The sequence below is a fragment of the Butyrivibrio sp. XBB1001 genome, from assembly GCF_000424505.1.
Classification (GTDB): domain Bacteria; phylum Bacillota; class Clostridia; order Lachnospirales; family Lachnospiraceae; genus Butyrivibrio.
The window spans coordinates 219,365-241,280 of the sequence record NZ_AUKA01000001.1 but is presented as its reverse complement, the minus strand read 5'-3'; the positions used below and the strand labels follow the sequence as shown (position 1 = coordinate 241,280).

Here is a 21,916-nt window from a genome sequence, read left to right as displayed (position 1 = left end):
ATGAAAAAGAGATTATTTGCATTATTATTTGCCTTCATGCTTTTTGTTCATCCCGCTATGCTGGTATATGCTGAGAATTCTGAAAGTGAAAGCCTACTTCCTTCTGCTGACGACTTTAGGGATAAGAATCGTGTGGGCCTTTCTGAAAGCGGAGAAGTTGGTACAGGAACCCAGGAAGGAGCCAGGGAAAATGAGATAGACGTTGATGAGGACATCAAGGATGAAGTAAGTGCTCAGATACCTGATGAAATTGAAGAAATCACTATAAACTCTACTGAAGATTTTTTGAGATTTGCTGAAAACTGCAGGCTTGATACCTGGTCGGTTAATAAAAAGGTATCTTTAAATAGCGATATATCCCTTATTGGCACTGACTTTACAAGGATTCCTCAGTTTGGCGGATTCTTTGATGGTGGCGGGCACACCATAAGCGGACTTAATATTGGAACAGGTATTTCTAACTGCGGACTTTTTTCTAACATTCAAAAAAGTGGAGTAGTAATTAATTTAAATGTAAAGGGCACAATAATCCCATCAGGTGAGCAGGTAATGGTGGGAGGAATTTGCGCAGAAAATAGCGGAGTTATCAGTAAGTGCAGTTATACAGGCGTAATATCTGGTAATGACTATGTTGGCGGAATTGCCGGTATAAACCAGCTCTCTGGCGTTATAGATGATTGCACCTGCACTGGATATATTCACGGGGTTCATTTTACAGGAGGTATCTGCGGCGAAAACATAGGCAATATTACTGACTGCGTAAATAACGCTTCTGTTAATACTACAAATACTGATACGAAGATTACTATTGATGCCATGAGTACTCTTAATAAGGTTATTTCCCTTGTTAAAAATATTGATGAAACAAGCACAGAAGCAAATTCTGATGTTACAGTATCTGATGCAGGCGGTATTTCAGGTCTTTCTATAGGTATTATCTCAAGGTGCGTAAATACTGGTGATGTCGGGTATGAGCACGTTGGTTATAATATAGGCGGAATTGCAGGAAGACAGTCTGGCTTTGTTTATAAATGTACAAATAGTGGCTTGATCCTTGGAAGAAAGGATGTGGGAGGCATTGTAGGTCAGGCTGAACCTTATATTACAGTTGATCTTAGCACAGACGTAGCCTATCAGCTCTCTGAAGCTATAGGTAAGCTTCATGATATTGTAACCAAGACCCTTAATGAAACCAAGAATCAGTCCAACGTAATTTCTGGAAGGCTTTCAGTTATCCAGAATTTTACTTCGGGTGCCTTAAACGATGTTAAGTATATTGCAAATGGAACTATAGATTACGCAAATGGGATTTCCGGAGCAACTTCTGAAGCCTTTTCAAGAGTTGAATATGTTCTTGATGAAACCACCAAGCAGGGAGGCGTATTGGATCATACTGAAAGCGCAGCCGGCTATGGTAAAGATACGGCAAAAGAGCTAAAGGAGGCAGCTGATAATCTTGATGTCGACAAGTATCTGACAGGAGATGAGAAGCAGCAGTATGAGGAAGCATCTTCTTTACTTGAAACTGGTAGTGTTCAGTACGGAGAGCTGTATGATAGAGCCTATAGGCCTTTTTATAACTATTATGTTTACAATGGAGCTGGAGGTATAGATGGAGTAAAAGGTAGGACTGATACCTCGAAATTAGATTTTGTCAGGTCAGATGGAAGTGTTGAGACGGATTATACAGGCTGGAATTTGACTTATGAAGATTATCATGGAATTCATGATGGTACTTCTGAACATCCTAATGACGGAACTACTGATGACAAGACAATCTTTAGTTATATCTTAAACAAGCAGAAATTTGCCCAGGATGGAAGCTATAAATATAGTGACGGGACTAGTTTTCCTAATACCTCCGACACGGCTCTTTCAGAAGAAGCAAGAAAGGCTGCAAAGGAGGCTGCAGAAAAGTATGCAAGGTATTACTGGCAAAATCCAACTTCTGGTAAAGAGAATCATACTGGTTTCTACCTAAACGGAAGCGATTATGTTGCCTATTATGATACTGATATGGCCGCAGCTAGAGCTGTTGTAACAACTGTTATAACAAATCACAGACAGGACATACTTGTTGCCTTCGACAATGCAGGTGAAGATGCGGCAGTTGCCATGAGTTCTTTTGAAAAGGCAATGGACGAGCTAAAGACTGCAGGAAGCGGCACCAAGGATATTTTAAAGAACATTGCTGGAAGAGATAATATCTCTTTTCCTCAGTTTACCGATGAATACAAGGCCCGCACCACATCCTTTGTAAGCAACATGCAGGGGATGAACGATAACTTTGGACTTCTTAATAGTGAGATGAATAATGCTACAGGTGTAATAGTAGATGACCTTCAGGAAATGTCAGATCAGTTCAATGTGATCATGAACCTTTTCGCTGATGCGGTAGATGGCGTCCTTGAGATGGACTATACACAAAGCTTTGAAGATGTCTCTTTTGACGAAGCAAGAGAGTGCACTGATGCCACTATCGATATGTGCGTAAACTATGGACAGGTTGAGGGAGATATTGATACAGCCGGAATTGCCGGAACAATGGCTATTGAATATGACTATGACAAGGAAAGTGATATTACAGGAATAAAAGATAGCAAGCTAAATACTTCCTACATCACAAAATGTGTTATTAGAAACAGCGAGAACTATAACAGTATAACCTCTGAAAAGAACTATGTAGGCGGAATCTGTGGTCTTCAGGAGATGGGAACTGTCATAGGATGCGCAAACATGGGAAATCCAAAATCCAGCTCTGGTGAGTATGCTGGCGGCGTCTGCGGCAGGTCTTTATCCTATGTTACAGAGTCTACCTCTAGTGGGATTCTTGATGGAACATCATACATAGGCGGTATCTGCGGAGACGGCATGCATATTTCTGACTGTATGTCACTTGTAAAGATATGTAATGCAACAAGCTATTTTGGCGCTATTGCAGGGCATGTATCTGATGAGGGGGTTGTAAGAAACAATACTTTTATAAGTGATGAACTTGCTGGCGTTGATATATCAAGCTTTGCGTCCAAGGCTTATCCTGTTGAATTTGATGCAGGGTCTGTACCTTATGATTTTAAGAGCCTTACAATTAGTTTCGTTTTGGAGGATGACGAACTAGATAAGGGAAAAAAGATCATAAAAAAAGCCAATAAAAAGTATGGCGATAGCCTTGAATTTTCTGAGTATCCCCGAATTGACGAAAGGGAAGGATACTACGTTGACTGGGATATAGAAAATATAGTCAGAATAACAAACGACGAGATCGTTACTGCCAGATACGTTAAGTATAAAACTACTATAGGGGAAGTATTTACATCGGGACAGGATGATCTTTATCAGGGTGAAATCCTTGTTGATGGTAGCTTTAAAGCAGATGATAAGCTCGAAGTTGATAGAAAAGCAAACTATACAGTAGACACTATATCTGAAAGGATAGAAAACCTTTCTCAGTTTAGTGATTATGAGACAATAACAGTTAAAGTGCCAGAAGATGGCAATAAGGTTCACCGGATTAGATTTAAGCCAGAACTTGGACTTGGCGTATTGTTTCCTGAGTACAGCCTTTATCTTGTAGATGAAAATGGAAATAAAGTTGATCTTGCAAGCATTGGCGAAAAAGGGAAATACAGGTTATACGAAGTTGAAGGTGATGATTTTACCATTGGCGTAAGGTTTGAATCTACTAAGAAAAGAATTTATATGTTTATTGGATTAGCCATTGGTATTATTCTTGCTGTAATTATCGTAATAATAATTGTAATTGTAGTATTATCTCGCAAGAAAAATAAAATTTCTGATGCTATCAATGTTATTGCAAATAAAGTAACTGAAAAGATTGAAAGTAAAGAACAGCTATTTTATGATGATAGTAAGGATGAAAATAACGTTAAAAAGAATGAGAATAAAGAAAATAACGACATAAATAATTCTGACAAGAGTGAAAATGACGGTGATGAAAGCATGTAAAACAGGAGTATTTATGGAAACTGACCTACAGGCAAATTTGAGAAAATATTATACGAATATCAGACTAAGCGGTGGTTTTATCATAGTGTACATATTCTGGCAGATTTTAAAGATGCTTATGTTAATGTTTTTTGGCTATGAAAACGTGTATGATTTTTTTGAAGTAAGCAAGGAAGATTATGAAAGCTTAAAATATATTTTGATAATTATCACAGTGCTAATATATTTTGTTTTCTTTTCATTTCATTTATATGTTGGAATTGGCGCTTTTAGATTTAGAAGCGGACAAAAGATTAAGAAACGTTTTATTGTAGCCACAGTAATACTTCTTGTTATGTCTGTATGGAGTGCATTTCAGAATTTTTACAAAGATAATATAGATGATACTGTAATAGCCTCATTTATTCTGGATGCTACGCTTTGCTTTATTTTATCAGATCTTCTGATAACTCTTTTTAAAATAAAAAAGTCCCAAAAACTAGTAGAGGGGTAACTTATGCAGGAAGACTTCCACTATTATGCTACATATTGTGCTGCTTTTCTTGCGGGCTTTAGCCATGATGAGAGCCTTGATATTTGTTATAGTGCTCAGTTTGTTGATCTGTGCTCTAAGACTCTTTTACTCAAACTAAAGGCTCCTCTGATTGCAGCTACGACCCAGCTTCAACTTGAAATGATGGATTCAAGGACAGATATCCTTGCTCTTCAGGACATAACAAGGATATGGGCATCTTTTCATTTCCTTCCAAGAGACCTTTATGCCAAAAAGAAGTGGGCGACAAAAAGGTATTTAAATAAGTATCGCCTAATATGTGGCCCTAATGGTGAACTGGTAAAAGAGACAGTTGAGCTTGCCAAGGATAAGTCACTTCAGGCAATTGGCATTGCTATGCATGTTCTTGCGGATACCTGGGCTCATATGTATTTTGCGGGGACACCATCACTTTGTATCAATAATATCACTGGTGACTTTTATGAGAACTATGAAGATGGGGATCGGAAGATAAAGTTTAAACATAACCCTACTTCTCCTGATGACGTAGAAAAAGGAGCATATACAAACAGTCTTTTTCAAAGTAATGAAAATTCTATTATGAACCTTGGCCATGGAAGAGCAGGGCATTTCCCAGACTATTCTTTTGCCAGATACAGATATGTGCCTGCCTGGGGAGACTATAGCCTTATCTATAAGGATAATCCATCTGATTATTTGAAGGCTTTTTCTCAGATGGTCTATGCTCTTAAATATCTAAATGGAAGATTTTTTTCTTTTGACATAGAGCGTTATGACTATGAAGCAATAGAGCCCTATCGGGAAAGAATTGTGAAAATCCTGAAAAAAAGACAGTTAAATGCCTGTGCAGACTGGAAAGCCTTTGGAGAGGAACTATCAGGAGAGAGTATTCCGGATTTTGATATAGAAAGGTATCAATATGAATATATAAAGGCTGACAGAAGATACAAAAATAAAACCTTTTTAGCCAGGTTTTTTGCTGCAGCCATAGCACAGAAAGCCATGGTCACCAATGAAATTTTTAAGTCCGGTAATATTCTTGCGGGATTTACAAAAGAGATCAAGTACCAGGAAAAAGAAGATGATGATGACAAAATTAGAGAGTGGCTAAATAGCAAGATCAGGCAATGACAGGAGCTTTTCTATGACAAATATCCAAAAGATAAATAATGTAGTACTTGGAATTATATCAATAGTAGTAGCCATCTATATGATAATTGATCCTCAAGATGGCTACCTGCTCATGCTCTTTATTTTGTCTTTTAGTCTCGCTTTTAGAGGGCTAAAAGAGCTTTTTTACTTTTTTACCATGGGAAGACACATGGTGGGTGGAAGGTTCTCCCTTTATAAGGGAGTCTTTCTTTTGGACATCGGCTTTTTTACCGGCTCACTTATTGATATACCCAAAACGTACGTGATGATCTATCTTGTTATCATAAATGCCTTTGCTGGTCTTGTTGAAATCTTAAGGGTTATGGAAACAAGGCGCTATGGCTCTAAATCCTGGAAGCTTAAATTTTCTCATGGAATTATAAATATACTTCTGGCTGTTTTTTGTATTGTGTTTATAAAACACCAAAGAACGGTAATCCTGGTTTATGCGCTTGGACTTATTTATTCAGCCCTTATAAGGATCTTTTCAGCATTTAGAAAGACTGCATTTATTTTTATACAATAGATATCATTAAATGTTTGCGATATCTTCCTGGGAAAGGAGCTTAAGACCTGTATTTGCAAGTTTGGCCTCTGCTGCCTTGGTATCTGCAACTCTAAAGATCATGTATGCCTGAGACTTTGCACTGCGGCTTGGGAAGGCGTACATATACTCTATATTTACATCAGCCTCAGCAAAGTAATCAAGAAGCTTATCAAGTCCGCCAGCTTCGTCAGGGATTTCCACACCAAGGACAGAAGTAAGACTTGCTACAAAATCATTCTCTTTTAATGTATTTACTGCTTCGTAGGCGTCGTCCACAATGATCCTTGCAATACCAAAGTCCTTAGTCTCTGCAAGTGAAGTGGCACGCATATCTATATTGTTCTTGGCAAGTACACTTGTTAGCTTTTTTAAGGTGCCTGGCCTGTTTTCAAGAAAAACTGATATTTGTTTAATACTCATAAAATCCTCCGAATGATTTCTTTAAACTACGTTATCATTTGTTGATATACGAAACATACCTTGAACTAACGTCATTTTCGAAGTTCTATATCACTATGATATCATATTTTACGCTTATCAATAACTCTTACAGCCTTACCTTCACTTCGTTCTATAGTCTTTGGAGCAACAAGAGAAATCTTAACCTTGATTCCAAGCATAGCGTGCATGTCTGCTACAAGTTTCTTTTGTCTTTCCTCAATTTCACCCACATTATCAGTGAACATTTCTGGTGTCATTTCAACATTTACATCAAGGGAGTCAGTGTTGTTTTCTCTGTCTACTATAATCTGATAGTTAGCAGCATAACCGTTGTTTAAAAGAACTGTCTCTATCTGGCTTGGGAATACGTTTACACCGCGTACAATAAGCATATCATCGCTTCTTCCCATTGGCTTTGCCATCTTTATAAAGGTTCTACCGCAGGAACATTTGCCTCTTGTGAGCTTACAGATATCCCTTGTTCTGTACCTGATCATAGGGAAGGCTTCCTTGTCCACTGCTGTAAAAACAAGCTCGCCCTGACTTCCCTCTGGAAGGACTTCTTCTGTATCAGGGTCTATGATCTCTGCGATAAAGTGGTCCTCGTTTATATGCATGCCATCCTGAGCAGAACATTCAAAGGCAACTCCAGGGCCTGATAGCTCAGTCAGGCCATAAATATCATATGCTTTGATGCCAAGATTTTTCTCGATGTCCTGACGCATTTCTTCGCTCCAGGCCTCAGCTCCAAAAATGCCTGCCTTAAGAGGAATATCATCAGGGCCGTAGCCTTCTTCCTTAAATCTCTCAGAAAGATATGCTGCGTAGCTTGGAGTACAGCAGAGGATAGTGGCTTTTAAATCCTGTATGAACATTATTTGCCTGTCTGTGTTTCCTGAGCTTATGGGAACTGTAAGGCATCCTACCTTATGAGAGCCTCCGTTAAGTCCGGCGCCGCCTGTAAAAAGTCCAAAACCGTAAGCAACTTGGCACACATCATCTTTAGTTCCACCTGCTGCCACAATAGCTCTTGCGCAGCAATCCTCCCACAGATCAACATCATGCTGGGTGTAGAAAGCTACAACGCGTTTTCCCGTAGTTCCAGAAGTTGAATGGATTCTTACGCATTCAGACTGAGGAACACCAAGAAGACCAGTAGGGTAAGCATCTCTTAAATCTTTTTTAGATAAAAATGGAAGTTTATACAGGTCATCAACTGACTTGATATCATCTGGTGTAACACCTTTTTCTTCCATTTTTTTGCGGTAATAGGGGACGTTTTCGTAGACTCTTTTTACTTGTGCAACTAGTTTTTCGCTCTGCAATTTTTTTAGCTCTTCAGAAGAAGCTGTCTCAATTTCTTTTTGAAAATATTGTTCCATTTTTTTATCCCCCAACAGTTAAGAATGATTTTTGCCAAGTTCAAAGGCTTTCTTGTTCATTTCAAGAAACTTTTCTGGAACATTGGCTTCAAGACTCTTTATCCAGGCATCTTCTGGCAGATCAAAATAGTGAGAGAGCCTTCCAAGAAGTACAATATTCACTGCCTTTGATGAGCCGGCCTTGGTAGCAAGAGATAAGCAGTCAAGAGCATCAACTTTAGCTCCTGTAGCCTTTAATTTTTCTATTATGTTTTCTGGATACTCGCATGCACCTGTAATAACTGGCATTGGATCTATCTGCTGAGTATTTGTCACAATCTGTCCGTCCTTTTTAAGGTACGGAAGCCACCTTGCAGCTTCTAAGGCTTCAAAAGATACTATGAAATCCGCCTGGCCCTTGTCTATGACAGGAGAGTAGACTTTATCGCCATATCTTACGTAAGTTACAACGCTTCCGCCTCTCTGGCTCATGCCGTGAACTTCAGAAACTTTTACATCATATCCCTGAGATAAGAGAAGGTGCCCAAGGAGTTTACTTGCAAGAAGTGACCCCTGACCTCCGACACCTACGATCATTATATTTTTTGTCTCCATTTATTTTTCCTCCATTTTCGACCTAAAAGTGAACCCTAAACTTTTGTCCCCTAGTTCCATTTGCTCTAGGCAAGGGCTGAAACAGGGCAGAGCTGACTGCAGACATTGCAGCCTACGCAAAGAGTTATGTCGATGTGAGCCTTCCCGTTCTTCATTGATATAGCTGGGCAACCGATTCTCATGCAGGACTTACATCCAACACATTTTTCTGTGTTAACAGAAAGCGGAGGATTATGTTTGACGTATTTTAGAAGTGCGCAGGGCCTTCTTGAAATAATGACAGAAGGAGCATCAGCTGAGAGTTCTTCTTTTAAAACCTTGTCGCATTCTTCCAGGTTATAGGGGTCAACTACGCGAACTCTTTCAAATCCCATTGCTCTGCAGAGAGCTTCAAGATCAATCTTTCCAGCAGGATCACCTTTTATGTTGTAACCAGTTGTAGGATTCTGCTGATGGCCTGTCATTCCAGTTATAGAGTTATCAACGATAACTATTGTTGAGTTTGACTGGTTGTAGGCAACGTTTGCAAGGCCTGTCATACCAGAGTGCATGAAGGTTGAATCTCCGATAACAGCAACGGTCTTATGCTCGCTTTCTGCTCCTCTTACCTTGTTAAAGCCGTGGAGAGCGCCTATGGAAGCACCCATGCAAAGAGTCATTTCAATAGCTCCAAGAGGAGGAACAGCGCCAAGAGTGTAGCATCCAATATCACCTAAAACTGTACAGTTATTTTTTTTAAGAGTGTAGAACAAGCCTCTGTGAGGGCAGCCTGCGCACATTACAGGAGGCCTGTTTGGAATTTCAAAGTCTGTGGCAAAAGAACTGTCTACATCTCTGCCAAAAGCCTTTGCTATAAGATTTTGTGAAAACTCGTCAACTATTGGAAGTGTATCTTTTCCAGATACAGAAAGACCCAGGGCCTTTACATGATTTTCTATGATTGGATCAAGTTCTTCTACAACGTAGAGTTTATCTACTTTTGATGCAAAATCTTTTATAAGTATTTCTGGAAGTGGATTTGTCATACCAAGTTTAAGTACAGATACAGTATCTCCAAATACCTCTTTTACATACTGATATGAAGTTGAACATGTGATAATTCCAATTTCAGAGCCTATTACCTCTTCAACTCGGTTTAGAGGACAGTTTTCTGCATATGCTATAAGGTCTTTTGTACGCTGTTCTACGATGGGATGACGCTTTTTAGCATTTCCAGGCATCATAACGTATTTGGCTATATTTTTTTCATAGGGCTTATCTGGAACAAATCTATCCCCAACAGATACAAGGGACTGAGAGTGTGCAACTCTAGTGCACATTTTAAGAAGGACAGGAGTATCAAACTTTTCTGACATTTCAAAGGCGATTTTTGTAAATTCCAAAGCTTCTTCTGAATCAGAGGGCTCAATCATAGGTACCTTGGCTGCAATTGCATGGTGCCTTGAATCCTGTTCATTCTGAGAAGAATGCATGCCTGCATCATCAGAAACATCAATTACAAGTCCTGCGTTAACCCCAGTGTAGGACATAGTATAGAGGGGATCTGCTGCCACATTAAGGCCAACATGTTTTTGGGCGCAGAAAGCTCTTTTGCCGGCAAGGGACGCGCCAAAGGCGGCTTCCATAGCTACCTTCTCATTGGGAGCCCACTCGCAGTAGATCTCATCGTACTTGGCAGCCTCTTCAGTTACTTCTGTACTAGGAGTACCAGGATAACTTGAAATAAAACAGACGCCAGCTTCATATAATCCACGGGCAACAGCCTTATTGCCCAGTAGTAGCTGTTTATTAGTGCTAGAACTCATTAAAAATACCTCCTACCAATACTTTTTTAGGTCAACTTTCACATGCTTATGATTTAAAGTGGTAAAGTGGACCTATATAACAGAATAATAAAAAATAGATACAAAATCAAGCTAAATCTTGATATAGGGAGATTTATAGTTTATAATTTACTTTAGCACTTTAAAGTGCACAAGAAGGGGATTACATTTATGCCAATAACAGATTTACTTGAACGAAATAGCAAACTCTATGGGGATGAGGTAGCTCTTGTTGAGATAAATCCTGAAATTAGAGAGGAACAGAGAGTTACCTGGAGAGAGTACGAGCTGATACAGCCAACCTCCACAGCTTATTACAGAAGACAGATTACCTGGTCTGTGTTTGATGAGAAGGCAAATCGTGTAGCAAATATGCTTATGGAAAGAGGAATAAAGAAGGGGCAGAAATGCGCTATTCTTTTGATGAACTGCCTTGAGTGGCTTCCTATATATTTTGGAATCCTGAAATCCGGGGCTGTGGCTGTACCTTTAAATTTTAGATTTGATTCTGAGGAAATTGATTATTGCCTTAAGGCATCTGATTCTGATGTCTTATTCTATGGTCCTGAATTTATAGGAAGAATTGAGGATATTGCTCAAAAGCTTAAAAAGGAAATGCTTCTTTACTATGTTGGAGATCAGTGCCCATCATATGCAGAGGATTATTTTAGGCAGGTTTCCAATGCTTCTTCTGTAGCACCTAAGGTTTTACTTGAAGATAGTGATGATGCAGCTATTTATTTTTCATCTGGTACTACAGGTTTTCCAAAGGCTATTTTGCATATTCATACAGCTCTTATGCAGTCAGCCAAAATGGAGGCTATGCATCACGAAACAAAACATGAAGACTGCTTTTTATGCATTCCGCCACTTTATCATACAGGGGCCAAGATGCACTGGTTTGGATCATTATTTACAGGTAGCAGAGCAGTTCTTTTAAAAGGAAATTCCCCAGAATCAATATTCAGGGCAGTTTCTGAGGAGCATTGCACTATAGTTTGGCTTCTTGTGCCTTGGGCTCAGGACATACTGGCAGCTCTTGACAGCGGAAAACTTAAGCTTGAGGATTATAAGCTTTCTCAGTGGCGACTTATGCATATTGGTGCTCAGCCAATCCCACCATCACTTGTAAGGCACTGGCTTGAGTATTTTCCTCATCACAAATATGACACCAATTATGGACTTTCTGAATCAACAGGTCCTGGATGCGTACATCTTGGAATGGATCATGTTGATAAGGTTGGGGCAATCGGAGTTCCCGGCTATGGCTGGAAAACAAAGATTGTAGATGAAGAAGGAAAGCCTGTAGAAAAGGGAGAAATTGGAGAACTTTGTGTTAAGGGGCCTGGAGTTATGGTATGCTATTACAAAAATCCTGAGGCTACAGCAGAGATACTCAAGGATGGATGGCTCTTTACAGGTGATATGGCTCGTCAGGACGAAGATGGCTTTATCTTCCTTGTTGACCGTAAAAAGGACGTCATCATATCAGGCGGTGAGAACCTTTATCCTGTGCAGATTGAGAACTTCCTTATGAAGAATGATAAAATACATGACGTCGCAGTTATTGGTCTCTCTGATCCGCGACTTGGTGAGATTGCAGCTGCCATCATTCAGGTAAAAGAGGGAATGACTCTCTCGGAAGATGAAGTTGAAGCCTTCTGCGTGGATCTTCCCCGTTACAAGAGACCAAGAAAGATAATTTTTGATACTGTTCTTCGTAATCCTACAGGCAAGATAGATAAACCAAAGCTTCGCTTAAAGTACTGCGGAGATCACCTTGTTGAGAAGCAAAATAGGGCTTAAAACCTATCATATTTTTTTGTAAAAGAAGCTGCTAAGTCAGCTTCTTTTTTCTTTTTGAAACAATTTGCAAAATCCGATTGTTAGAATATTTAGAAAGATCATGATATATATACATTTAGCCTAAATGTATTTATAATAATGTCTATTTGAGTAGAGCTAAAATAATGAAAAAAGTTGAGGGAAACAATAAATGAGAACTAAGAAATTAAAAGATCTACAAAGTTCAGCAAGGCTTCTTTTTGCCTATCTGATGTTATCACACGCTATTCCGATTACCAGTGGTATTTACTTTGCCTACAAGGTTATTCCAGATTTTAAAGGGCAGTTTCTTCCATGGCTTTTACTATCCTTACTGGCATGTGTTTTGAACTTTATTCTTTACATTGTCTCTGTTGTTGGGATTATAAGAAACTCGACTCAGGTAGGGATTGTAACCAAGACAGTTGTATATTTCTGGGGATGGATATGGCCTTTTGATCTGTACATCTTGCCAAAGATCATTAAAACTGCCAAGGAAGAAGCTAAGTTTGAAAACAGCAAAATCATAACAAATGAGCAGAGGGCACCATATAGGATATGTCAGACTAAATATCCAATTCTAATGGTTCATGGAGTTTTCTTTAGAGACTTTAAGCCTGCTTTTTTAAATTATTGGGGAAGAATTGCTCCTGAACTTCAGCAAAATGGTGCAACAATATATTTTGGAAATCAGCAGTCTGCAGCATCTGTAGAAGAGTGCGGAAGAGAACTGGCTTTTAGAATAAAGCAGATCGTACAAGAAACGGGCTGCGAAAAGGTAAATGTAATTGCACATTCCAAGGGAGGACTTGATACAAGAGCAGCAATAGCAAGGTACGGAGCTGATGAGTATGTTGCAAGCCTCACAACAATCAATACACCTCACAGAGGTTGCGAATTTGCAGATTTTCTTTTAGATAAGATAGGACAGGGCTTTAAAGATAAAGTGGCTAATTCCTACAATGCAGCCTTAAGAAAGATTGGAGATCCTAACCCTAATTTCATTGAAGCTGTAACTGATCTTACTCATTATGCCTGCTCTGAGTTTAATAAAAGAACACCAGATTCTCCAAAGGTTTATTATCAGAGCGTTGGAAGCTATATGGGAAAGGCTTCTGGCGGAAGATTTCCTCTTAATTTTTCCTACCACCTTGTTAAGTACTTTGATGGCAGAAATGATGGCCTTGTTGGGGAGAAGTCTTTTAGCTGGGGATCGAATTTTACTTTCCTGAATCCGCCTTGTAATAGAGGTATATCTCACGGCGACATGATCGACCTAAACAGAGAAAACATACCTGGATTTGATGTCAGGGAGTTTTATGTTCAGCTTGTAAGCAATTTAAAACAACTTGGCTTTTAATCTTTTAAGGTCTTGTCAATTACAAGTGCAAGTAGAGCACCAAAAAATGCCATAAAAAATGAATCAAAATTAGAAATCAGATATTGTAGAAAACCTTCTGTGACATCAATGCCCTCGAGTCTTGCTACGGAAGGTTTTCCGCTTACTACAAGGTCTGCAGAATCTCTGCCATAAATGTACGTGGTCTTTAACTCTTTACCAGCTGTATACAAGTTCTGGTTCCCGCAAAAGAAACTATTCTGGGAAGCAGAAGATGTGTAATAAAGCTCAGCATTATCATTTTCTAAGGTGCCATAGACTTGTTTTACGGCTCCATTTAAGTAAAAATCATCATTAGAATCAGAGAGAGTCATCTGTAAGCTTTCTGAATCACCAATAGTAAAGCTGCAGCAATCTTTTAAATCTAGTTGTCCGCCGTTTTCGCTAATAACTTCTCCCTTTAATTTAATAACAGTATTAGAATCTGCAAATAATGGATATTCATTCCATATATGCAAATAATCAGAAGATAAAAAGCCTGACATATAAATCTCTGTATTATTTATAACTGTTTTCTGGCTTGTGCTGGCTTCATCAGTATAACCTTCAGTCAAACGATCACCTTTTTTTATTCTGATGGTATCAGCAAAGACCGAGATTGATTCAGAATCGGAGGGTGTAAAATGCATCTGAGGGCTTGAAATGCTGCCGGAAATGTTCTGCCCATAGTCAGAAACAGCATTTTTAAATTCTATAACAAGGTCATGAGGCTGTGCGCTATAGGTCTTTTCATCCAAGGAAAAAGAAATAGCGTCTTCGTTTGTTATAAAGCCGCCTTCAGCACTTACTGTAACGGCAACGAAATCAAGATTACCTTCAAAGCCATCAAGAACAATGTTTTTAGGATCACCCTGGATTATTATGGATGAATTATTTCGTTTTACAAGATACAAAATGCTAATGATTAAAAAAACGATAATAAAGATTCCAAGAAGAATAAAATAGATAAGATTTTTCTTTTTGCTAGTCATTATTATTTCCCCCGAAACACGTATTCTCATGGATAGAAGATAACTAGAACTGTAAATAGACTACTTTTATTACATAATAACATGATATTTATGCTGATTTGAAATTTTTCTAGAAAAATATTATTATAATAAATAATTGTACAAAATCTTTTTACTGGAAAAGGAAAAATTATATGGATAAATATATAGTAACGGGCATGAGCTGTGCTGCATGTCAGGCTAGGGTTGAAAAGGCCGTAAGTGGCCTGGAGGGAGTTGATAGCTGTAGTGTTAATCTTCTTACTAACACGATGTTAGTTGAGGGTAACGCAAATAGTAGTCAGATTATAGATGCAGTCGAGAAGGCAGGCTATGGAGCAAGCTCCATGAATGGTGAATCTAAAGTTTCATCAAGTGAAGCAGGCGCTGATAGTGGCAATTTATATGCTGCAGAGGAAGAGGCTCTTAAGGATCATGAAACTCCTGTATTAAAGAAAAGACTTATTTATTCTATTGGCTTTTTGATTGTCCTGATGTATTTTTCAATGGGGCATATGATGTTTGGATTTCCGCTTCCAGGCTTCTTTGATGGAAATCATGTGGCTATGGGGCTTGTACAGATGCTTCTGGCCATAATAATCATGTTTATCAACAAGAAGTTTTTTGTAAGCGGCTTTTCTTCTCTGATACATAGAGCGCCTAATATGGATTCCCTGGTTGCACTTGGAAGCGGTGCGTCATTTTTATACAGCCTTGTGGCTTTGTTTTTGATGACGGATGCTCAGGTAAAGGGCGATGCTGATGCAGTTATGGGCTATATGGACAATCTATATTTTGAATCAGCAGCTATGATCCTGACTCTTATCACTGTTGGAAAGATGTTAGAGGCAAGGAGTAAGGGAAAGACAACGGATGCTTTAAAGAGTCTGATCAAGTTATCTCCCAAGGAAGCTGTAATTTTAGATGATGCTGGAAAAGAGATAACTGTTCCAATTGAGAATATCAAGAAAGGAGATATTTTTGTTGTCAGACCTGGAGAGTCCATCCCAGTTGATGGCGTCATAGTAGAAGGAAACAGCGCTGTTAATGAATCTGCCCTTACAGGAGAAAGCATTCCTGTAGATAAATCTATAGGAGACAATGTTTCATCTGCAACAATAAACCAGGATGGCTTTATTAAGTGCAGAGCTGTCAGAGTCGGGAAAGATACATCTCTATCGCAGATAATCCAGATGGTAAGTGATGCTGCATCAACAAAGGCTCCGATAGCCAAGGTGGCAGACAGAGTAAGCGGTGTTTTTGTTCCTGTAGTTATAGGAATAGCTCTTTTGACCTTTATAATATGGCTACTTGTGGGAGCAAGTTTCCCGTTTTCTTTATCAAGAGCGATTGCAGTTCTTGTAATAAGCTGTCCATGTGCCCTTGGCCTTGCTACTCCAGTTGCCATCATGGTTGGAAATGGAATGGCTGCCAAAAACGGCATAATGTTTAAGACCGCTTCAGCTCTTGAAAATGCAGGAAAGACCAAGATAATAGCTCTTGATAAGACAGGAACTATCACAAAGGGTGAACCTGTTGTGACTGATGTTTTTACAGCAGAACACTTTTCGTCAAGCGGTTACTCAATTGGAAGACTTTCTGAGGATGAGCTTTTGGAAACTGCTGCAGCCCTTGAGAAAAAGAGTGAACATCCTCTTGCTAAGGCAGTTGTGAAATATACTGATGAGATAATTGTAGATTTAGAAGAGGAAGTTACAGATTTTAAGGCATATCCAGGAAATGGGCTAGAGGGATACTTTAACGGAAATCTGGTAAGGGGCGGTAACCTTGAATATATTAAAGAAAATGCAATTGTCTCTCCTGAAGTAGAATTGCGAGCCAAGGAACTTTCAAAAGAGGGTAAGACACCTTTGTTTTTCTCAAAGGGCAATGCTCTTTTAGGCATTATTGCTGTTGCTGACACTATTAAAGAGGACTCAGCCACAGCAGTCTCGCAGCTTAAGAATCTTGGTATTCATGTTGTCATGCTAACAGGCGACAATGAAATGACTGCCAGAGCAATTGGCCAAAAAGCTGGCGTTGACGAGATAGTTGCCGGAGTAAAACCTGAAGGAAAAGCCCAAGTGGTAAAAGAACTGTCTAAAAAAGGAATGGTTGCAATGGTTGGCGATGGAATAAATGATGCACCAGCCTTAACAACAGCAGATTTAGGAATTGCAATTGGAGCAGGAACTGATGTAGCTATTGATGCTGCAGATGTTGTTCTTATGAAGGATTCACTTCTCGATGCTGCTGGTGCCATAAGACTGTCCAGACAGACACTTAAGAATATCCATGAGAATCTTTTCTGGGCATTCTTTTACAATGTACTTGGCATACCGCTGGCCGCTGGAGCTTATTATCATGCATTTGGCTTGTCCTTAAGCCCTATGATAGGAGCTGCAGCTATGAGCTTATCAAGCTTTTTTGTAGTTACAAACGCCCTTAGACTTAATCTTTTTGATATAAAAGATTCTTCAAGGGATAAAAAAGTAAAGAATCCTGTTACCATAGATATCTATAGTAAAGATGCAAATAGTGATAAAATAGATACTAGTAATGAGGATTTAAATATAAAAACGGAGGAAAAACAAATGACAAAGACAATGAGAATTGAGGGCATGATGTGTGGCCACTGCGAAGCAAGGGTTAAGAAGGCTCTTGAAACAATAGAAGGAATTACACTTGCTGAAGTTAATCATGAAAATGGAACAGCTGTCATAACACTTACATCAGATGTATCTGACGATAAGCTTCGCCAGGCAGTAGAAGATCAGGATTACAAAGTTCTTGGAATCGACTGATATCATCTGTAGTGCTTGATTCATTAGCTAAGAAAGTATGGGCTGTTATCATTTTTGGTAACAGCCCATATAATTTTGGTTTATTGTAACATGGCGATAATAATGATATTCTAATTCATGGATTAGAAATATGAAAATGGGAGAGTGTTATGGAGAAGACAATAAAGATCAAATATTTTAATGATAAGCTTCAAAAGCTTGAATATATAGATGGAAAATCCGATTGGATAGATCTTAGAAGTGCAGAAGATGTTGATCTTAAACAGGGAGAGTTTAAGCTTATTCCACTTGGCATTGCCATGGAAATACCAGAAGGTTATGAGGCTCATGTGGTACCACGCAGTTCTACTTTTAAGAATTTTGGAGTGATCCAGGCTAATTCAATGGGCATCATAGATCATTCCTACTGCGGAGATAATGATCAGTGGTTTATGCCGGTAATTGCAATGCGCGATACTCATATTTCTTTTAACGACCGCATTTGCCAGTTCCGCATTATGGAGAATCAGCCAACTATTGTATTTGATGAAAAAGAACACCTTGAAGGCGCAGATCGTGGCGGCTTTGGATCAACTGGCAAAAATTAAGAGTTCTTTTGACACAGATTTCTTATTGTGCTATAACAGAACATTGTGACAAAAAAGTTTTTATGCTTCAATTTTGGAGCTTACAAGAATAATAAAACAAGGAGAACATCATGAAAATTCGTACAAGATATGCACCTAGTCCAACAGGACGTATGCATGTAGGTAACTTAAGAACAGCTCTTTATGCTTATCTTATTTCTAAGCATGAGGGTGGAGATTATATTCTGAGAATTGAGGATACAGACCAGGAGCGTTTTGTAGAAGGTGCTACTGAGATCATTTATCAGACACTTAAGGATACAGGTCTTGTACATGATGAAGGTCCTGATATCGGAGGCCCTGTTGGTCCTTATGTTCAGAGTGAGAGACAGAAATCCGGCATCTATATGCAGTATGCCAAGGAGCTTGTAGACAAGGGCGAAGCTTATTACTGCTTCTGTGATGAGGAGAGACTTGCTACTCTTGTTCAGGAGATTGATGACGGAAACGGCGGCAAGAAGCAGATCAGTGTATATGACAAGCACTGCCTCCACCTTTCAAAAGAGGAAGTTGAGAAAAACCTTGCTGAGGGTAAGCCTTTTGTTATCAGACAGAACAATCCTACAGAGGGAACAACTACTTTCCACGATGAGCTTTACGGAGATGTAACTGTCGAGAATAAGGAACTTGATGACATGATCCTTATTAAGTCTGACGGATATCCAACATATAACTTTGCAAACGTTGTTGATGATCACCTTATGGGTATCACACATGTTGTTCGTGGTAACGAGTACATTTCATCATCACCTAAGTACAACAGACTCTATGATGCATTTGGATGGGAAGTTCCTAAGTATATCCATTGCCCACTTATTACAGATGAGGAGCATCATAAACTCTCTAAGAGATCTGGTCATTCATCATTTGAGGATCTTATCGAGCAGGGCTTTGTTGCAGAAGCTGTAGTTAACTTTGTAGCTCTTCTTGGCTGGTCTCCAGAGGATAATAACGAGATCATGAGCCTTGATGATCTTATCAAGAAGTTTGACTATACACGTATCAACAAGTCTCCAGCTGTGTTTGATTATACAAAGCTTAAGTGGATGAACGGTGAGTACCTTAAGGCTATGGATGATGACAAGTTCTTTGAAATGGCCAAGCCTTACCTTGATAAAGCTATTACAAATGAGGCTCTTAAGTCAGATGACAAGAAGATGCATCAGATTGCATCAATGGTCAAGACCAGAATTGAGATATTCCCTGATATTGAGGGTATGGTGGATTTCTTTAATGAGATGCCTGAGTATGATACAGCAATCTTTACACACAAGAAGATGAAGACCAATGAAGAGACATCACTTGCTGTTCTTAAGGAGGTTTTACCTCTTCTCGAGGCACATGATGACTACACTAATGATTCACTTTTTGCACTTCTTTCAGACTATATCAAATCTCACGAGTACAAGAACGGATATGTTCTCTGGCCAGTTAGAATTGCAGTTTGTGGTAAGGAGATGACACCATGTGGAGCTACTGAACTCATGGAAGTTATCGGCAAGGACGAGACGATCGCCCGTATGAAGAAGAGCATAGCACTTCTTGAAAAATAATATAAATGGTAATGCCGCTCAGATGGAGGCAATTCTTCACGAGGATGGCCCTGCAATGATTCTTGCAGGGCCAGGGAGCGGCAAAACCTTTGTTATTGTCCATAGACTAAGACATCTTGTAGAGGAGTGTTCAGTAGATCCTTCACAGGTTTTAGTCATTACATTTACAAAAGCTGCCGCCCTTGAGATGCAGCACAGATTTTTAAAGATCACTGATTCTAATTATCCTGAGGTGTGTTTTGGCACATTTCATTCTGTTTTTTACCAGATCATTCGATCGTCGAATCCATCAAACAGATTACAGATCATAAGTGAGATTGATAAGTACAAGGTTGTTAAGGATATTATCTTAAGATTATCTAATAATGCCGGAAGTAACAGGCAGGATTTTATTGACTCTTTAGATATGATAGGAGATATACTGTCAGAAATATCGAGAGTTAAAAATGTAGGTTTTTCCAAGGAGGATAAGCACGAGAATGTCCCTCTTGGCAGTTATTTTAATGTGATATTTGAGGAGTATAACAAAGCTCTTAGGGAATTTGGACTACTGGATTTTGATGACATGATAATTGAATGTTACAAGCTTTTATGCGAAAACCAAGGCATACTTGAGAGTTTTAGTGAACGCTTTAGATATGTTCTGATTGATGAGTATCAGGATATAAATATGATGCAGTATAAGGTCATAAGACTCCTATGCAAAACTAATAATCTCTTTGTTGTAGGAGACGATGATCAGTCAATTTATGGCTTTAGAGGGTCGGACCCTTCAATCATGCAAAAGTTTGAGACTGAGTTTGATGGTATAAGTCCTAGGATCATAAATCTAAATATAAATTACCGTTGCGGTAAAAAGATATTATCAGCATCTAACAAGCTGATTGCAGATAATACAATCAGGTTTAAAAAAGAACTTGTTGCAGATGATTCAAATGGGGAAGGCTATGTTTATCCAAGGAGATATATTGATAAGGCTCAGCAGAATAAGGCAATCATAACCTTTTTATCTGATCATATGCATGAACTTGACAGAATTGCCTTTATCTTCAGGACAAACTCTGAGGCAATGTTCCTTGCAAATACCTGCAAAATGGCAGGTATTCCAACAAATCTTGATACAAAAGCAAAAAGTTTTGCGGACTCAAAAGCTGTAAGACTCTGCGAAAATTATTTAAGGTTTGTGTATGAGGGCAAAAAGAGGGAGTTCTTTTTCAAGATCATGAACAGTCCTAAAAGGTACATTAGTAGGAGTGCAGTAACGCAGAGCATTGTAAATGAGGCACTTCTTAGAAACTACTATCGGGGAAATTCAGAAAAGCTAAAGGAAATAGATAAACTATTTAGGCAACTTAATATGTTAGGACACATGAGGCCTACACTTACTATTAGATTCCTTAGAAATGAAATAGGAGTAGATAAGCTTTATCCTGGAGAAATCGATGCTTTAAACGAACTGTCAGAGCTGGCAACAAAATTTGAGGATAATAAATCTCTTTTAAAAGAGCTATCTGATATACGTGAGAAAAGTTTTCAGTTTCTCAAAAATCCTACAGCAAAAAGAAATGGAAAATGCGTATCTCTTCTAACGATGCATGGCTCTAAGGGGCTTGAATATGACTATGTTTGGCTTCCTGGACTTAATGAGGGAATAATTCCTAGTAGGAGTAGCGTGACCTTATCACAGATAGAAGAAGAGCGCCGTATGCTCTATGTCGGGATGACCAGGGCAAAACAGGCGCTCATAATGTCATATATTACAGGAACAACAGAAAATCCTATGTTGCCGTCAAGATTTCTAAGGCCCATAAGATATCTATGGGAGAAGGATCATTCTTCCCCGTCAAGTCCTTCCTCAGGAAGCTCTACAAGTTCATCAAACTCAACGTCATCAAGATAGAGGTCAAAGGCTTCAGATACAGCTTCATATTCAGCATCATCACTGATGTAACCAAGCTCGGGCTCCTTGTCATCTGAACCATCCCAGATAAATTCGTAGAACCAGACATTACCATCATTATTCTGACCATTTTTATCAAGTGGCAGAAGAACAATGTAATCTTTATTGTTAACTGTCAGAACAATCATAATAGCGCAATTGACAACCTCGCCGTGATCTAGCTCGATTTCTACGGTATCCTGCTCGCCATTTTCTATTCTGGTGTTCATTTCAGTAGCTACTTTTGAAAATTCCATAAATAGGCTCCTTTATATGTGTTTTACTAATTACACCTAGATTATAGCATAGATTGTGTGCATATAAAGCAAATATGTGATAAAATAAGACGGCTATTGTGAAAAA

At 38.9% G+C, this 21,916-nt stretch carries 16 protein-coding genes; 10 read left to right on the top strand and 6 right to left on the bottom strand.

What is annotated here, in order from left to right; all coding sequences use genetic code 11:
* From G631_RS0101050 to G631_RS0101035, 4 genes are read left to right on the top strand one after another with little or no spacing between them, the layout of a single operon-like run.
* Nucleotides 1-3,966: a hypothetical protein gene (locus tag G631_RS0101050; RefSeq protein ID WP_026487849.1), complete on the top strand. Its 3,966-nt coding sequence runs from the start codon at nt 1-3 to the stop codon at nt 3,964-3,966.
* Between the two features lie 13 nt (nt 3,967-3,979).
* Nucleotides 3,980-4,459, top strand: coding sequence for a hypothetical protein (locus G631_RS0101045; RefSeq protein ID WP_155833851.1), 480 nt, complete (start codon nt 3,980-3,982; stop codon nt 4,457-4,459).
* 3 nt (nt 4,460-4,462) lie between these two features.
* On the top strand, nt 4,463-5,611 hold the full coding sequence (locus G631_RS0101040) for a DUF6765 family protein (RefSeq protein WP_026487847.1): 1,149 nt from the start codon (nt 4,463-4,465) through the stop codon (nt 5,609-5,611).
* Between the two features lie 13 nt (nt 5,612-5,624).
* Nucleotides 5,625-6,158: a DUF308 domain-containing protein gene (locus G631_RS0101035; RefSeq protein WP_026487846.1), complete on the top strand. Its 534-nt coding sequence runs from the start codon at nt 5,625-5,627 to the stop codon at nt 6,156-6,158.
* A gap of 6 nt (nt 6,159-6,164) precedes the next feature.
* Here G631_RS0101035 and G631_RS0101030 read toward each other — a convergent pair whose 3' ends face one another.
* The 4 genes from G631_RS0101030 to iorA form a co-directional block, all read right to left on the bottom strand.
* Nucleotides 6,165-6,599 carry an ACT domain-containing protein gene (locus tag G631_RS0101030; protein WP_026487845.1) on the bottom strand — a complete coding sequence of 145 codons (435 nt, stop codon included), beginning with the start codon at nt 6,597-6,599 and terminating at the stop codon, nt 6,165-6,167.
* A gap of 101 nt (nt 6,600-6,700) precedes the next feature.
* Nucleotides 6,701-8,002: a phenylacetate--CoA ligase family protein gene (locus tag G631_RS0101025; RefSeq protein WP_026487844.1), complete on the bottom strand. Its 1,302-nt coding sequence runs from the start codon at nt 8,000-8,002 to the stop codon at nt 6,701-6,703.
* A gap of 18 nt (nt 8,003-8,020) precedes the next feature.
* Nucleotides 8,021-8,596 (bottom strand): indolepyruvate oxidoreductase subunit beta, encoded by a 576-nt coding sequence (locus G631_RS0101020; protein WP_026487843.1) that lies wholly within the window; start codon nt 8,594-8,596, stop codon nt 8,021-8,023.
* A gap of 65 nt (nt 8,597-8,661) precedes the next feature.
* Nucleotides 8,662-10,401 (bottom strand): indolepyruvate ferredoxin oxidoreductase subunit alpha, encoded by a 1,740-nt coding sequence (gene iorA / locus G631_RS0101015; protein ID WP_026487842.1) that lies wholly within the window; start codon nt 10,399-10,401, stop codon nt 8,662-8,664.
* A gap of 189 nt (nt 10,402-10,590) precedes the next feature.
* Here iorA and G631_RS0101010 point away from each other — a divergent pair, with 189 nt between their 5' ends.
* Both G631_RS0101010 and G631_RS17590 read left to right on the top strand, forming a co-directional pair.
* Nucleotides 10,591-12,225 (top strand): class I adenylate-forming enzyme family protein, encoded by a 1,635-nt coding sequence (locus G631_RS0101010; RefSeq protein WP_026487841.1) that lies wholly within the window; start codon nt 10,591-10,593, stop codon nt 12,223-12,225.
* Between the two features lie 190 nt (nt 12,226-12,415).
* Complete coding sequence (locus G631_RS17590) at nt 12,416-13,603, top strand: esterase/lipase family protein (protein WP_035789079.1); 1,188 nt, start codon at nt 12,416-12,418, stop codon at nt 13,601-13,603.
* Here G631_RS17590 and G631_RS0101000 read toward each other — a convergent pair.
* A complete protein-coding gene (locus G631_RS0101000) occupies nt 13,600-14,613 on the bottom strand; it encodes a hypothetical protein (protein ID WP_026487840.1) in 1,014 nt (337 codons plus the stop codon). The two genes, G631_RS17590 and G631_RS0101000, sit on opposite strands and share 4 nt — an antisense overlap.
* A gap of 173 nt (nt 14,614-14,786) precedes the next feature.
* Here G631_RS0101000 and G631_RS0100995 point away from each other — a divergent pair, with 173 nt between their 5' ends.
* The 4 genes from G631_RS0100995 (at nt 14,787) to G631_RS0100980 (ending at nt 21,514) form a co-directional block, all read left to right on the top strand.
* On the top strand, nt 14,787-17,435 hold the full coding sequence (locus tag G631_RS0100995; protein WP_026487839.1) for a heavy metal translocating P-type ATPase: 2,649 nt from the start codon (nt 14,787-14,789) through the stop codon (nt 17,433-17,435).
* Between the two features lie 149 nt (nt 17,436-17,584).
* Entirely contained in the window at nt 17,585-18,022 is a 438-nt protein-coding gene (locus G631_RS0100990; RefSeq protein ID WP_026487838.1) for a dUTP diphosphatase, read from the top strand.
* 107 nt (nt 18,023-18,129) lie between these two features.
* Entirely contained in the window at nt 18,130-19,614 is a 1,485-nt protein-coding gene (gltX, locus tag G631_RS0100985) for a glutamate--tRNA ligase (RefSeq protein WP_026487837.1), read from the top strand.
* Nucleotides 19,604-21,514, top strand: a complete 1,911-nt coding sequence (locus G631_RS0100980) for an ATP-dependent helicase (RefSeq protein WP_026487836.1) — start codon at nt 19,604-19,606, stop codon at nt 21,512-21,514. Before gltX ends, G631_RS0100980 begins: the two co-directional genes overlap by 11 nt.
* Here the strand turns inward: G631_RS0100980 and G631_RS0100975 are convergent.
* Entirely contained in the window at nt 21,445-21,810 is a 366-nt protein-coding gene (locus G631_RS0100975; protein ID WP_051196696.1) for a DUF1292 domain-containing protein, read from the bottom strand. The two genes, G631_RS0100980 and G631_RS0100975, sit on opposite strands and share 70 nt — an antisense overlap.
* Between the last annotated feature and the right edge of the window lie 106 nt (nt 21,811-21,916).

Bases quoted from the DNA above. Each gene is read 5' to 3' on its own strand.
- G631_RS0101020 (WP_026487843.1), bottom strand. From the start codon at position 8,596: ATGGAGACAAAAAATATAATGATCGTAGGTGTCGGAGGTCAGGGGTCA.
- G631_RS0101050 (WP_026487849.1), top strand. From the start codon at position 1: ATGAAAAAGAGATTATTTGCATTATTATTTGCCTTCATGCTTTTTGTT.
- iorA (WP_026487842.1), bottom strand. From the start codon at position 10,401: ATGAGTTCTAGCACTAATAAACAGCTACTACTGGGCAATAAGGCTGTT.
- G631_RS0101035 (WP_026487846.1), top strand. From the start codon at position 5,625: ATGACAAATATCCAAAAGATAAATAATGTAGTACTTGGAATTATATCA.
- G631_RS0101045 (WP_155833851.1), top strand. From the start codon at position 3,980: ATGGAAACTGACCTACAGGCAAATTTGAGAAAATATTATACGAATATC.
- G631_RS17590 (WP_035789079.1), top strand. From the start codon at position 12,416: ATGAGAACTAAGAAATTAAAAGATCTACAAAGTTCAGCAAGGCTTCTT.
- G631_RS0101030 (WP_026487845.1), bottom strand. From the start codon at position 6,599: ATGAGTATTAAACAAATATCAGTTTTTCTTGAAAACAGGCCAGGCACC.
- G631_RS0100990 (WP_026487838.1), top strand. From the start codon at position 17,585: ATGGAGAAGACAATAAAGATCAAATATTTTAATGATAAGCTTCAAAAG.
- G631_RS0100995 (WP_026487839.1), top strand. From the start codon at position 14,787: ATGGATAAATATATAGTAACGGGCATGAGCTGTGCTGCATGTCAGGCT.
- G631_RS0101040 (WP_026487847.1), top strand. From the start codon at position 4,463: ATGCAGGAAGACTTCCACTATTATGCTACATATTGTGCTGCTTTTCTT.
- G631_RS0101025 (WP_026487844.1), bottom strand. From the start codon at position 8,002: ATGGAACAATATTTTCAAAAAGAAATTGAGACAGCTTCTTCTGAAGAG.
- G631_RS0101010 (WP_026487841.1), top strand. From the start codon at position 10,591: ATGCCAATAACAGATTTACTTGAACGAAATAGCAAACTCTATGGGGAT.
- G631_RS0101000 (WP_026487840.1), bottom strand. From the start codon at position 14,613: ATGACTAGCAAAAAGAAAAATCTTATCTATTTTATTCTTCTTGGAATC.
- G631_RS0100975 (WP_051196696.1), bottom strand. From the start codon at position 21,810: ATGGAATTTTCAAAAGTAGCTACTGAAATGAACACCAGAATAGAAAAT.